This window comes from Flavobacterium cheniae, from assembly GCF_004363695.1.
GTDB classification, from domain to species: Bacteria; Bacteroidota; Bacteroidia; order Flavobacteriales; family Flavobacteriaceae; genus Flavobacterium; species Flavobacterium cheniae.
The window spans coordinates 89,559-104,038 of record NZ_SNZC01000003.1; the positions used below are offsets into that span (position 1 = coordinate 89,559).

Annotated in this window: 13 protein-coding genes; 9 read left to right on the forward strand and 4 right to left on the reverse strand. The window is 32.2% G+C overall.

What is annotated here, in order from left to right:
* Positions 1–6 precede the first annotated feature (6 nt).
* Both C8D80_RS09220 and ctlX read left to right on the forward strand, forming a co-directional pair.
* Positions 7–921 (forward strand): dimethylarginine dimethylaminohydrolase family protein, encoded by a 915-nt coding sequence (locus C8D80_RS09220; protein ID WP_133609630.1) that lies wholly within the window; start codon positions 7–9, stop codon positions 919–921.
* A gap of 51 nt (positions 922–972) precedes the next feature.
* On the forward strand, positions 973–1,908 hold the full coding sequence (gene ctlX, locus C8D80_RS09225) for a citrulline utilization hydrolase CtlX (protein ID WP_133609632.1): 936 nt from the start codon (positions 973–975) through the stop codon (positions 1,906–1,908).
* A 76-nt stretch (positions 1,909–1,984) separates the two neighbouring features.
* Here ctlX and C8D80_RS09230 read toward each other — a convergent pair whose 3' ends face one another.
* The 3 genes from C8D80_RS09230 to C8D80_RS09240 form a co-directional block, all read right to left on the reverse strand.
* Positions 1,985–3,406, reverse strand: a complete 1,422-nt coding sequence (locus tag C8D80_RS09230) for an SDR family oxidoreductase (protein ID WP_133609634.1) — start codon at positions 3,404–3,406, stop codon at positions 1,985–1,987.
* Positions 3,407–3,435: 29 nt separating this feature from the next.
* A complete protein-coding gene (locus tag C8D80_RS09235) occupies positions 3,436–4,059 on the reverse strand; it encodes a MarC family NAAT transporter (protein WP_133609636.1) in 624 nt (207 codons plus the stop codon).
* Positions 4,060–4,159: 100 nt separating this feature from the next.
* Entirely contained in the window at positions 4,160–4,591 is a 432-nt protein-coding gene (locus tag C8D80_RS09240) for a hypothetical protein (RefSeq protein ID WP_133609638.1), read from the reverse strand.
* A gap of 102 nt (positions 4,592–4,693) precedes the next feature.
* Here C8D80_RS09240 and C8D80_RS09245 point away from each other — a divergent pair, with 102 nt between their 5' ends.
* Entirely contained in the window at positions 4,694–5,050 is a 357-nt protein-coding gene (locus C8D80_RS09245) for a CoA-binding protein (protein ID WP_133609640.1), read from the forward strand.
* On the opposite strand, the gene C8D80_RS09250 is transcribed toward C8D80_RS09245, so the two are convergent.
* Complete coding sequence (locus tag C8D80_RS09250; protein WP_133609642.1) at positions 5,047–6,543, reverse strand: sodium:solute symporter; 1,497 nt, start codon at positions 6,541–6,543, stop codon at positions 5,047–5,049. The two genes, C8D80_RS09245 and C8D80_RS09250, sit on opposite strands and share 4 nt — an antisense overlap.
* A gap of 140 nt (positions 6,544–6,683) precedes the next feature.
* On the opposite strand from C8D80_RS09250, the gene recR reads away from it, so the two are divergent.
* The 6 genes from recR (at position 6,684) to C8D80_RS09280 (ending at position 14,402) form a co-directional block, all read left to right on the forward strand.
* Positions 6,684–7,304, forward strand: coding sequence for a recombination mediator RecR (gene recR / locus C8D80_RS09255; protein ID WP_133609644.1), 621 nt, complete (start codon positions 6,684–6,686; stop codon positions 7,302–7,304).
* 125 nt (positions 7,305–7,429) lie between these two features.
* Positions 7,430–8,224, forward strand: a complete 795-nt coding sequence (locus C8D80_RS09260; RefSeq protein ID WP_133609646.1) for a polysaccharide biosynthesis/export family protein — start codon at positions 7,430–7,432, stop codon at positions 8,222–8,224.
* Between the two features lie 5 nt (positions 8,225–8,229).
* On the forward strand, positions 8,230–10,695 hold the full coding sequence (locus tag C8D80_RS09265; RefSeq protein ID WP_133609648.1) for an exopolysaccharide transport family protein: 2,466 nt from the start codon (positions 8,230–8,232) through the stop codon (positions 10,693–10,695).
* A gap of 20 nt (positions 10,696–10,715) precedes the next feature.
* The gene (locus C8D80_RS09270; protein WP_133609650.1) at positions 10,716–11,711 is read left to right on the forward strand and encodes an SDR family oxidoreductase; all 996 of its coding nucleotides are present in this window, start codon (positions 10,716–10,718) and stop codon (positions 11,709–11,711) included.
* Positions 11,712–11,730: 19 nt separating this feature from the next.
* On the forward strand, positions 11,731–13,122 hold the full coding sequence (locus C8D80_RS09275) for a UDP-glucose 6-dehydrogenase (RefSeq protein ID WP_133609652.1): 1,392 nt from the start codon (positions 11,731–11,733) through the stop codon (positions 13,120–13,122).
* Positions 13,122–14,402: a nucleotide sugar dehydrogenase gene (locus C8D80_RS09280; RefSeq protein ID WP_133609654.1), complete on the forward strand. Its 1,281-nt coding sequence runs from the start codon at positions 13,122–13,124 to the stop codon at positions 14,400–14,402. Before C8D80_RS09275 ends, C8D80_RS09280 begins: the two co-directional genes overlap by 1 nt.
* Positions 14,403–14,480: the final 78 nt, after the last annotated feature.

Consider the following 14,480-nt stretch of genomic DNA (forward strand, 5'->3'; position numbering starts at 1 on the left):
TACGCTATGTTACAATTAAATGTAAAAAACGAAACTTCTCGATTAAGGGCAGTGGTGTTAGGAACCGCTGTTAGTAATGGTCCAACACCTACCATCGAAGAAGCTTATGATCCAAAATCATTAGAGCACATTAAAGCCGGAACCTATCCTGTTGAAGCCGATATGGTAAACGAAATGGAAGCTTTTAATAAAGTGTTTCAGAAATACGATGTAAAAGTCTTCAGACCTCAAATTATTGAAAATTATAACCAAATTTTCGCTAGAGATATCGGATTTGTAATCGATGATATTTTTATTAAAGCCAATATTTTACCAGACAGAGAGCGTGAATTAGACGCTATTCAATACGTAATCGATCAAATTGATCCTAAAAAAGTGGTACGTCCGCCAGATGAAGTGCATATTGAAGGTGGCGATGTTATGCCTTGGAATGATTATATTTTTATAGGAACGTATAAAGGTTCAGATTATAAAGATTATATTACTGCAAGAACCAATTGGCAAGGAGTTGATTACATTAAAGCTTTGTTTCCAAATAAAATTGTGAAAGCATTTGACTTAGTAAAGTCGAAAATTGAACCTCGCGATAATGCTTTGCATTTAGATTGCTGTTTTCAACCTGTTGGAACAAACAAAGGAATCATCTATAAAAGTGGTTTTCGTGAAGAAGCAGATTATATGTTTTTGGTGAATTTATTCGGAAAAGAGAATTTATTCCATATCGAAAGAGAAGAAATGTATCACATGAATTCAAATGTGTTTTCAATTGCTCCTGATGTAGTAGTTTCTGAAAAGAATTTCACCAGATTAAACAATTGGTTACGTGAAAACGGATTTACAGTAGAAGAAATTCCTTATGCCGAAATTGCTAAACAAGAAGGTTTGTTACGATGTTCAACTTTGCCTTTGATTCGAGATTAAGAATAAATAATGTACAGACATTGCATTTAATGTCTAAAAACAAAAATAAACATGAACCAAACAACTAATTCCATATTGATGATTCGTCCGGTAGCATTCCGAATGAATGAACAAACAGCGGTAAATAATTATTATCAAAAAGTATTAGATAATTTAACACCATCTTCGGTTAATGCAAAAGCACAAGAAGAATTTGATACTTTCGTTCAGAAGTTACGAATGATTGGATTGAATGTTGTAGTGGTGGAAGATACATTAAGTCCAGATACGCCAGACAGTATTTTTCCAAACAATTGGATTTCATTTCATGAAAATGGAGATGTGGTTTTATATCCTATGTTTGCCGAAAATCGCCGATTAGAAAGAAGAGAAGATATTTTAGATCATTTGGAAGAAGAGGGGTTTGTAATCAATGAGATTATGGATTATACTTCAGCTGAAGATGATGATATTTTCTTAGAAGGAACAGGAAGTATTGTTTTAGATAGAGCTAACGGAAAAGCCTATTGTGCTTTATCACCAAGAGCAGACGAAGAATTATTCATTGAATTTTGTGAAGATTTCGAATTTACTCCTGTAATATTTGAAGCCTTTCAAACCGTAAACGGAGAAAGAAAACATATTTATCATACTAACGTTATTATGTGTGTTGGCGAAACTTTTGCAGTTATTTGTGCGGATTGTATCGATGACAAGAAAGAACGCAAAATGGTCTTAGATAGTTTAAAAGGTGACGAAAAAGAAGTAATCTTAATAACTGAAGATCAAGTGAATAATTTCGCTGGAAATATGTTAGAAGTAAAAGGGACCGATGATAGAAGGTATTTAATCATGAGCGCATCGGCACATCAAAGTTTAACTAAAAAGCAAATTGCACAATTAGAAGAACATGTAACAATAGTAAGTTCAAGTTTAGATACTATTGAAGCTTGTGGTGGTGGAAGTGCTCGTTGTATGATGGCAGAAATTTTCTTGCCAAGAGAATAACTTTAACGTCACCTCGAGTGATTTTAAATAAAGTAGAAATCCCTATTTCCGAATATAATTGGAATTAGGGATTTTTTTATTTGGTAATATTTTTAATCATGCCTCCAAAAATAAAAAAATGAAAAGGAACTAAACTGTACCAATATAGTCGCCCTAATAATCCTTTAGGTCTAAAAGTTGCAATTTGATGGAGTTTGTTTTCGTTGTCAATTCTAAATTCTAGCCAAGCCTCTCCGGGTAATCGCATTTCAGCATATAATAGCAATCGTTTTTCTTCTTTATTAGCTACTAAAACGCGCCAAAAATCAAGCGCATCTCCATTGTCTAAATGAGTCGGATGTGTTCTGCCTCTTCTCAAACCTACACCGCCAAAAAGTTTGTCTAAAAAGCCACGAATTTTCCACATCCAATTTCCATAATACCACCCTTTATCACCACCAATGGACCAAATATTATCAAGCGTTTTTTCAACATTGGTTACCGATTTAATTTTATGATCTTTCAAACATCCATAAGTAGGAATTTGAATAAATTCAGAAAAATTTTCTTTAAATCGGCTACTTACCAAACTATCTTTCCAGCTAGAAATAACGAGATTTTGTTCCATTTTTAAAAATGCCAATTTAATAGCATCTACATAAGTGATTGGTTTAATTCCTAATGCTTTTTGAAGATCATTATTTTGGCAAACGACTTCCATTTTCATACTATCAACTAGGTTTACAGCTAATTTATAAGATGTTGAAGTTACAAAATACAACCAGTAAGAAGAAAGCTTTGGCGACATTACAGGAAGTGTAAAAATCCAAAGTTTGATGCCTCTCGTTTTGGAATACAAAAGCATCATTTCTTTGTACGTAATCACATTAGGTCCGCCAATATCATAGGATTTATTATAATGTTCTTCCTTCAGTAAAACTCCAGTTAAATAATGAATAACATCGCGAATAGCAATAGGTTGACATTTCGTTAAAACCCATTTTGGAGTTACCATAACAGGTAATTTTTCACACAAATCGCGAATAATTTCAAATGATGAACTTCCAGAACCTACAATAATTCCCGCACGAAGGACAGTGGTATTGAAATTACCTTCAAACAAAATATCTTCAACGTTTTTTCTAGATTGTAAGTGTTTGGAAAGTTCGGAGTTATTGACAATTCCACTCAAATAGATAACTTGCTTAACGCCAATTTCGTTCATGTATAAATTGAAATTGTGCGCTGATTTTCCTTCCATAACATCAAAATCGAAAGTAGAAGATGTCATGGAGTGGATTAAATAATAAGCTACATCAATCTTTTCAGGAAGATTGTTTAGGTTTATTGTGTGTAAGAAATCAACTTCCCAAATGGTAATTCTTTCTTGAGTGGTTTTGTCTAATCCAAGTCGGTTTTTATCACGAACACAACAAATTACCTCATGGCCTTGAGATAGTAGTTCAGGTAACAATCTTCTTCCGACATATCCGTTAGCACCAGTTAATAAAATTCGCATTTTTTATTAAAGGTACTAAAAAGAAAATTTTAAATACCTCTAACAATACTTAAAACTGCACTAATTATATATTGTATTCCAATAGCAATGGTTAAAAAACCTATAATTCTTGAAATAGCAACAATCCCAGAAGCACCTAAAATATTAGCTAAATAATGTGCGCTTCTTAAAATTAAATAAATTGTTGCTGCCACAACTAAAATAGCTATGGAAGAAATAATAATTTCATTAGTAGTGTTATGATCTTGATAAAAAGCAATTAATAGCGAAATAGAACCTGGTCCGGCCAACATAGGCATCGCTAAAGGTGTTAATGCAATATCATGTCGATTTTCAACATCCTTTTGGACCTTTTTATTAATCCCTTTGTTTTTGCTGAAATTTCCATTTAATAATCCAAATCCCGAACTAGTAATAATAATTCCTCCGGCAATTCGTAACGCAGTAATCGTAATTCCAAAAAATTGTAATACATATTGACCAATAAAAAATGAAATGATCAAAATGATAAATACATTAAAAGAAGTCAATAAAGATACTTTTGATCGTTCAGCTTTTGTATATCCTTGGGTTAACCCAACAAAAATAGGAACTGTTCCAATAGGATTTAATACTGAGAATAAAGCGGCGAATAAATAAATGAATAATTCCATCGTAAAATTTTTACAAATATAGTACAAGGTAATTATTTTATTTTTGATTCAAAAAAAAATCTAGATTACTTTTAAGTTTAGAAAACGTAAGCTAAAACAATTAGTAAACATCTAGAGGAGAATAGTAGGTGTTTTTCTCTTTTTCCAATTCAAGCTTATTTATGAATTTTTGAACTCCTTTGCTGTTTTTTGAACAATCAACACTAATATAATGTTGGTCAATATGAAAAGTAATCGAGTTTCCAGGTTTAAATAGTACTAGCTTGTAATAAGGAATAACTAATGCGTAAATGTCTAACCTTGATTGAAAACCAATTATAATTCCTTTTGGGCGCAATTCAATATTACAGAATTTTGCAGTGTTATTTACATGTAATAAATCATAAATAGCAGCGCTGCATCGAGTGATGAATAATTTTGGTGAGCCTATTCCGCCTTTCTTAATATTTTCTATTATCGAAAAAGGTTTTCCGACTAATTCATTGATTTCTCTTTCAATTTTTGGGTCTTTGTATGAGATATTGTAAAGCATTTTTGTTTAAAATTACTTCAAATTTCTTTTTCAATTCAGACTTTAGCAAATTTTTATTATTTGTTTATTTATTCGTAACTTTAGCTTGTAAAATATATAATCATGAAAACATTAGTCATTGGAGCTTCCACAAATAAAGAGCGTTATTCGTATAAAGCCATTCATAGTTTAGTAGATAAAAGTCATCAAGTAGTAGCAATTGGAGCCAAAAAAGGAATGGCGTTTGATATTCCAATTGAAACAGAGAAACTAGATTTTCATGCGGTTGATACTGTGACTTTATATCTCAATCCAAAAGCACAACAAGACTATTACGACTATATTTTATCGTTAAAACCAAGACGCGTTATTTTTAATCCAGGAACTGAAAACCCTGAATTTTATAAAATATTGGAAGCAAATAATATTCAGTATGAAGTAGCCTGTACTTTGGTGTTATTGGCAACCAATCAGTATTAAAACTTAGTTTGACTTGTAGCAGGTTTGCTGATTAACAACAATCCTATAAAAGTAATAATTCCGTTTACGATAATTAATTCGTTATCAATTACGTAATCTCCAAAAAGAGCCGCTGAATTTTTGGCTAATAAAAAGCAAACTAATGGAGAAATTATACAGATAATTGGAACTAATTTATCGTGAACGGTTTTTGATTTCATAAACAATCCAAAAGCATATAATCCTAAAAGTGGACCATACGTGTAACTAGCAACTTTGAAAATCATGGTTACTACCGATTTGTCATTCAATGAATTAAAAATGATAATCACTAAAAACATCAATAATGAAAAGGCAACATGTACCAAGTGACGTGTTCTAACTACATTAGGTTTGTTTTGATTTTCTGCTTTATCCATTCCTAAGAAATCGACACAAAAAGAAGTGGTTAAAGCGGTTAAAGCCGAATCAGTTGTGGCAAAAGTTGCAGCGGTCAATCCCAGTAAGAAAACAACAGCAGGAATAATACTCAAATGGTTAAATGCAATTTCAGGAAATAATAAATCAGTACGTTTTACACCATCTACCATTGGAACAGAAATGCCGTTTTTCTCGGCATATAAATAAAGTAAAGCTCCCACGCTTAAAAAGAAAATATTGATAATTACAAAAATTCCGGTAAAAGTAAACATGTTTTTTTGCGCTTCACCAATGTTTTTGCAACTTAAATTCTTTTGCATTAAATCTTGGTCTAATCCTACCATGGCAATTGTTACAAAGATTCCGCCTAAAATTTGTTTCACAACATAGTTTCCTTTCAAGTAATCTTCATAAAAGAAAACTTTAGAATAATTGCTGTTTTTTACGGCTTCAAAAGCTTCTGTAAAACTATAATCCAAGCTGTTACAAATAAAAATAATCGTTAAAAATACAGATGAAACTAAGAAAAAGGTTTGCAAAGTATCTGTAATAATAATTGTTTTTAATCCACCACGATAGGTGTAAGCAAATATCAAGGCTAATGAGATTAAAACCGTCACTGCAAACGGAACGTTGTATTCGTCAAAAACAAAACGTTGCAACACAATTACCACTAAATACAATCGAAAAGCCGAACCAATAGTTCTACTAATCAAGAAAATAGTGGCTGCTGTTTTGTAACTTACAACACCTAATCGTTGCTCAATATAACTATAAATCGAAGTTAAATTCATTCGATAATAAAGTGGAAGCAAGACAGTGGCGATAATGATAAAACCAATCGCATTTCCTAATACAAATTGGAAATATTTAAACTGCAAATCAGGATTTCCGACTTCACCAGGAACAGATATAAAGGTAACACCAGAAAGTGCAGTTCCAATCATACCAAAAGCAACTAAATACCATTTTGCGTTTTTATTCGCCTTAAAAAAAGCATCGTTACTGCTGTCTTTTTTACTTACAAAATTGGATATAAGAATAAGGATTCCGAAATAAATAATAATGATAGCTAAAATAGTTCCTGAAGTCATAGGTTGGTTTTAATTTGTGCTAAAATAGGAAAAAGATAGAAGTTTGAAGCGAGAAGTCAAAAGAAAATTCTTTTGTAATTATTTTTGGGAAACTCCTAACTCCCAACTTCTATCTCCTAACTTTTTTTTACTTTTGCTAAATGGAATTGCCTTCAAAATTATTAGAAAATGCGGTTAACGAAATGTCTCAATTGCCAGGAATTGGTAAAAGAACGGCATTACGATTGGTTTTGCATTTATTAAAACAACCTGCAGAACAGACAGAAATGTTGTCTTCAGCTTTAACAGCCATGCGTAATGATATTCAATATTGTAAAGAATGCAACACCATTTCAGATGCAGAGATTTGTGGAATTTGTTCCAATGCTTCCCGAGATAAATCGATTATTTGTGTGGTGGAAGATGTTCGTGATGTCATGGCATTAGAAAACACCGGAATGTTCAAAGGGGTTTATCATGTACTTGGTGGTAAAATTTCTCCTATTGAAGGAGTCGGTCCAAGTCAATTAAAAATCACTTCACTTGTTGAAAAAGTAAAAGAAGGAAATGTTGCTGAAATTATTTTTGCATTAAGTTCAACTATGGAAGGCGATACAACCAATTTTTATATTTACAGACAGATTAAAGAATATGAAGTTAAGACATCTACCATTGCAAGAGGAATTGCCGTTGGAGATGAACTTGAATATGCCGACGAAGTAACCTTAGGCCGAAGCTTGTTAAATAGAATTCCATTTGAAACTTCTATAAAGCCATATTGACAAAATTTTAATCAAAAATCAGGAATAACTTCGTTATTTTAATTGTAAAAACTATATTTGTTACCTAATTTAGTGTGGTTTGTGTTTTGTTTATAAAATGCAGACAGTATCAGTATAGCTTACTCATGAAAAAAATAGTTTTTTTAGCCTTATTTACAGCCTTACTTACTTCTTGTATTTCTACAAAAGATTTGACGTATTTGCAACCTAATGCTTCGTCGAAATCTGATTCTATAAAAGTCGCTCAAGAAGTTTCCAAGCCTTACAGAATTCAGACAAATGATATCTTAAGTGTTAATATTAAGGCTTTAGATCAAAAATTAGTAGAAATGTTTTCTACTTCTTCAGCTGGTTCAGTTCAAACACAACAATCTCCTCAAACTTTATTTTTTAATGGATATACAGTTGATGATCATGGAAATATTAGGGTTCCTATTTTAGGAGAAGTTAATGTTTTAGGTTTTACAGCAGATGAAGTGAGACAAAAAATTGAAAAACAATTACTAGAAGAATATTTTAGAAAAGAGGCTAACATTTTCGTTACTGTTAAATTAGCTGGATTACGATATACTATTAATGGAGAAATTGGTAGTCCAGGGGCAGGAGTGTTGTATCAAGACAGAGCTACTATTATGGAAGCAATTGCCAATTCAGGAGATATAACTACTACAGGTAACAGAAAAGAAGTGCAAATCATAAGAAAGTTTCCACATGGTTTTGAAACGTATAGTATCGATTTAACCAATGAAAATGCCTTAAATTCACCTTACTTTTACATTCAGCCTAATGACTATATTATCATCAAGCCATTAAAACAAAAAACTTGGGGAACAGGAGTTACAGGAGTGCAGTCTGTTGCAACTATTATGACCGCTATTTCTTTAATTACAACATTATTGGTGTTGTCTAAAACATTGTAATTAAAATGCTAGATACTAAAGATTTTAATTTTTTCGAATCGCAAAATTCGTTTGATTTCAAGGGATTTCTTTTGAAAATTATAGGATATTGGAAATGGTTTGTTTTGTCTTTAATCATCACTTTTGTTTATGCATACAATGTAAATATTAGAAAAGAAAGTATTTATGGTATGGAATCACTCATAGTAGTGGAAGACCAAAACAATCCTTTTTTTACTTCAAATACGAGTTTAGTTTTTAATTGGGGAGGTACTTCAGATAAAGTACAAACTATTATTACAACCTTGAAATCACGTTCACACAATGAAGTTGTAGTAGATAGATTGCAATATTATATAAAGTATTTAAAGCAGGGCGAATATTTTTATAAAGACGCCTATGGTGAGGCTCCTTTTTATGTAGAAATCGATAAAACAAAAGGGCAGCTTTTTGGGCAATTAATAAAAGTCAAGTTTATTTCCCCTTCTCAATATAAATTAAGTGTTGATTTTGGTGAAGCAACATCTGCTAAATTAGTACAATATTCAGATTTGAGTATAACACCCGTTAATGTTTCGGGAGGTGAATTTAGTAAGGTTTACAAAATTAATGAATCGGTAGATTTACCATTTTTGAAATTAAAAGTAATCATAAAGCCAGAGGCATTTGATTTTACAAATCAAGAATATTTCGTCCGTTTTGATGATTTTAATAGCACTGTAGCAGCTTACAGAGGCATTGATGTTAGTGCTGATGCAAAAGCACTTTCGGTTGTTCGTTTGCAAATGGAGGGACCTAATAAGTACAGACTTGTTGAGTACTTAAATACTACCGTTGATGTATTGAGGAAAATTCAGCTAGAAAGTAAAAATCAATTTGCTAATAATACAATTGCTTTCATAGATAGTACTTTGAGAGAAATGGAAGGCCAAATTAAAGAGGCGGAAAATGAATTAAAAGAGTTTAGAAGAGGTAAAAATATTTTTGAATTAGAAGAAGAAGGTGGTGGTGGACTTTTGAGTGCAAGATTGTCAGGTTATGATGTAGAAAAAGATGCTATTAATAGAAAAATTGCCTACTATAATTTACTGAAGAATTATTTAGAAAAAACTACCGATTATTCAAAACTTCCTGCGCCAACAGTAGCAGGAATTGATGATCCAAATGTGTTAGGAAATGTGGCTAAATTAATTCAATTATCTGCTGAGAGAGCAAATATGTCCTATTCTGTAAAAAACAAGAAAATGTTTTCTGAGTTTGATGTAGAAATGGAATCAATTAAAAAAGTGCTTATAGAAAATATTGCAAGTGCAAAAAGTGCATTAAATTTAGATGCTTCTCTTATCAATAGAAACATAGCAAAGGCAGAAGGGGAAGCAAGCTTGTTGCCAGAAAACAAACAAGAGCATATTAAAATTACTAGAAAGTACAATCTAAAAGACAAAATATACAGCACGTTTTTAGAAAAAAGAAGCGAGGCAGAAATTGTAAAAGCAGCTAATATTTCAGATATTAATTTTCTAGATCCAGCAAAAGATGTTGGAGGTGGTTTAAGAGGACCTAAGACAAGCATCAATTATATCTTGGCTGCGATGTTGGGTTTTTTAATTCCTTTGCTTATAGTATTTGTAATTACATTATTAGATAATAGTATTAATACAACTGATGATATTCAAAAACTAACAAATATTCCTTTAATTGGAGTAGTTGGCAAGAAAAACACAGATAATAATTTATCGGTTTTCGAAAAACCAAAATCACCATTAGCGGAATCATTTAGGGCTATTCGTTCTTCGTTGCAGTTCATGTATAAAAAGCAACAAAAAGATGGGTCTAAGATTTTAATGGTGACATCTTCGGTAAGTGGGGAAGGTAAAACTTTCTGTTCTATTAACTTAGCTACTGTTTTTGCATTAAGCGATAAAAAAACCGTAATTGTAGGTTTAGATTTAAGAAAACCAAGAATTTTCGGGGATTTTAATATTGATAATATTACGGGAGTTGTAAATTATCTTATTGGTCAAAAAACAATCGATGAAGTAATTCAAAAAACACATATTCAAAATCTTGATGTGATTCCTTCCGGACCTATTCCGCCAAATCCTTCCGAATTGTTAATGAGTGAGGCTATGGGTGAAATGATAGCAGAGCTAAAAACGAAATATGATTATATCGTATTAGATACACCGCCCGTTGGATTAGTTTCAGATGCTTTAGAATTAGCTCATTTTTGCGATGCAACATTATATGTAACACGACAAGGGTATACAAAAAAAGGCATGTTAAGTGTAGTCAATGATAAGCATAAAAGAGGCGAACTACATAATATCAGTATCGTGTTTAATGGTTTTCAAAACAAAGCTAAATATGGCTATGGTTACGGATATGGCTATGGTTATGGTTACGGAGCTTATGGAGAAGCTTATCATGATGAAGTACAACCTAAATCAGGTTGGAGAAAATTACTAGATAAGTTTAAAAAGAATAGCTAAAATCGGCTGAGGCAAACTACATGGCAAAAATTTCAAATAAAAAGATACTTATTACAGGTGGAGCGGGTTTTATCGGTTCTAATTTGTGTGGGTATTTTTTAGAACATAATGAAGTCGTTTGTTTGGATAATTTTTCAACAGGACATCGTCATAATATTGAACAATTTCTTTCCAATCCAAATTTTACTTTAATTGAAGGTGATATTAGAAATCTGGAAACTTGTGAAAAAGCGGTTTTAGGAATTGATTTTGTATTACATCAGGCGGCTCTAGGTAGTGTGCCTCGTTCTATTAATGACCCTATTACTACAAATGAAGTAAATGTTTCAGGATTTTTGAACATGCTAATAGCTTCAAGAAATGCTAATGTAAAACGATTCATCTACGCAGCTAGTTCTTCTACTTACGGCGATTCTGAAAAGCTACCTAAAATTGAAGAAGTTATAGGAAAACCGCTTTCTCCTTATGCTGTTACTAAATATGTAAACGAGTTATATGCTGATGTATTTAGTAAAACTTATGGAATGGAAACTATTGGATTGCGATATTTCAATGTTTTTGGAAGAAATCAAGACCCAAATGGTGCTTATGCCGCAGTAATTCCTAAATTTGTAGCCCAATTTCTAAATCATGAAAGTCCAGTAATTAATGGCGATGGAAATTTTTCTCGCGATTTTACTTACATAGATAACGTGATACAAATGAATGAGTTGGCAATGTTGACTGAAAATAAATCGGCAATAAACACGGTTTATAATACTGCTTTTGGCGAAAGAACCACTTTAAATGAGTTGGTCAATTCTTTAAGAGAGTTTTTATCAACCTATGATAATGAAATAGCTAATGTTCCCATTATTTATGGAGAAAATAGAGTAGGAGATATTCCGCACTCACTAGCAAGTATTGAAAAAGCAAAGAAGTTACTAAATTACCAACCAAAGTTCTCAATGAGAGAAGGTTTGAAAGAAGCGGTAAATTGGTATTGGAATAATTTGCAAGTAAAAAGTAAAAAATAAAAAGTAAAAAGATAATACAATGATTACAAATATCTGTTGTATCGGCGCAGGGTATGTTGGAGGGCCAACAATGGCTATTATTGCTCAAAAATGTCCACACATAAAAGTTACCGTTGTTGACTTAAATGAAAAAAGAATCGCTGCATGGAACGATGCGGATGTGAATAATATTCCTATTTATGAACCTGGGTTAAGTGACGTTGTTGCGGAAGCTCGTGGTAGAAATTTATTTTTTTCAACTGAAGTAGACAAAGCAATTGATGAAGCACAAATGATTTTTATTTCTGTAAATACACCAACCAAAACCTACGGTGTAGGAAAAGGAATGGCTGCAGATTTGAAATATATTGAATTGTGTGCACGTCAAATTGCTCGTGTAGCTAAAAACGATAAAATTGTTGTTGAAAAGTCAACGTTACCTGTAAGAACTGCAAGTGCTATTAAAGATATTTTAGATAATACTGGAAACGGAGTACAGTTTCAAATTTTATCCAACCCAGAATTTTTAGCTGAAGGAACTGCTGTTGAAGATTTATTCGCACCCGATAGAGTTTTAATTGGTGGAGATACAACTTCAGAAGGTCAAAATGCTATCCAAAAATTGGTTGATGTATATGCAAATTGGGTTCCAAAAGGTAAAATATTAACGACTAATGTTTGGTCTTCAGAATTATCAAAATTAACTGCCAATGCGTTTTTAGCACAACGTGTTTCTTCAATTAATGCCTTGAGCGAATTGTGTGAAAAAACAGGTGCTGATGTTAACGAAGTAGCAAAAGCAATTGGATTAGATAGCAGAATTGGACCTAAATTCTTAAAAGCATCTGTAGGTTTTGGAGGTTCTTGTTTTCAAAAAGATATTTTGAATTTAGTTTACATTGCTAAATCATACGGATTAAATGAAGTGGCCGATTATTGGGAACAAGTAATCATTATGAATGATCATCAAAAACGTCGTTTTGCCAATAATATAATCAAAACCTTATATAACACCGTTTCTGGAAAGAAAATAGCATTTTTAGGTTGGGCTTTCAAAAAAGACACTAATGACACACGTGAATCAGCAGCTATTTATGTGGCAGACGATTTATTAAGTGAGCAAGCAACAGTAGTTGTATATGACCCTAAAGTAGGAGAAGAACAAATTCAATTTGATTTGAATTATTTAGAATCTCGTTCAGAAATAGAAAACGCAAAAGGTGTTCAAGTAGCAATTAACGCTTACGATGCCTGTAATAATGCACACGCAATTGCTGTTTTAACAGAATGGGACGAATTTAAAACATACGATTGGCAAAAAATATATGACAATATGTTAAAGCCAGCTTTTGTTTTTGATGGTAGAAATATATTGAATAAAGAAGAGTTAGAAAAAATTGGATTTATTTACCAAGGAATTGGATCAAGATAATGAGTGAAAAAATTGCGATAATAGGTTTAGGATATGTAGGTTTGCCATTGGCACGACTTTTTGCAACCAAATATTCAGTCGTAGGATTTGATATTAATCAACAACGTATTTCTGAATTAAATCAAGGAATTGATGTAACATTAGAAGTGGAAGAAGCGTTATTAAAATCTGCTTTAGTTGATAAGTCTTCGAATGAAATAGGTTTATATTGTTCTAATCAATTAGCCGATATTGCGGATTGCAATTATTACATAGTTACGGTTCCAACACCAGTAGACAAACATAATAAGCCCGATTTAACACCTTTGTATAAAGCTAGTGAAACAGTCGCTAAAGTGCTAAAAAAAGGTGATATTGTAATTTATGAATCAACAGTTTATCCCGGTGTCACGGAAGAAGAATGTGTGCCTGTTTTGGAAAAAATATCAGGATTAAAATTCAACGAGGATTTCTTTGCAGGTTATTCGCCTGAACGAATTAATCCGGGAGATAAAGAACATACAGTCGAAAAAATATTAAAAGTTACTGCTGGTTCTACACCAGAAATTGGTAAAAAAGTAGATGCTTTATACAACAGCGTTATAACTGCAGGAACGCATTTAGCACCAACCATTAAAGTAGCGGAAGCAGCTAAAGTAATCGAAAATTCACAACGTGATATTAATATTGCGTTTGTTAATGAATTGGCTAAAATTTTTAATTTATTAGGAATTAATACGCACGATGTATTACAAGCAGCTGGAACTAAATGGAACTTCTTACCTTTCAAACCAGGTTTGGTTGGAGGTCATTGTATTGGTGTTGATCCTTATTATTTGGCTCAAAAAGCTTTAGAAGTAGGCTATCATCCCGAAATTATTTTAGCGGGTCGTCGTATGAATGACAGTATGGGTGAGTACGTAGCTTCGCAAGTAGTAAAGACTTTAATTCGCAAAAATATCAAAGTTAATGGGGCAACTATTTTAATGTTAGGATTCACTTTTAAAGAAAATTGTCCTGATGTTCGCAATACTAAAATAGTTGATGTTGTTAAATCATTGGAAGAATACAGTACAAAAGTTACGATTTATGACCCTTGGGCAAATTCAGATGAGGTAAAACATGAATACGGTTTGACCTGTCATGCAACACTTGATTCTGATATAAAATATGATGCAATCGTTTTAGGTGTGGCTCACAATGAGTTTAAAATTTTGGATTTGGCTTCGCTGAAAAAAGAAAACGCAGTAGTTTATGATGTAAAAGGAGTTTTGGGAAGTCTTGCAGATGCTAAACTTTAGGATTAAAGTTTATAAATAGATAATGTCCGACCATAAAAAAATAGCTAAAAACGCTTTGTTTCTCTACTTCCGTATGTT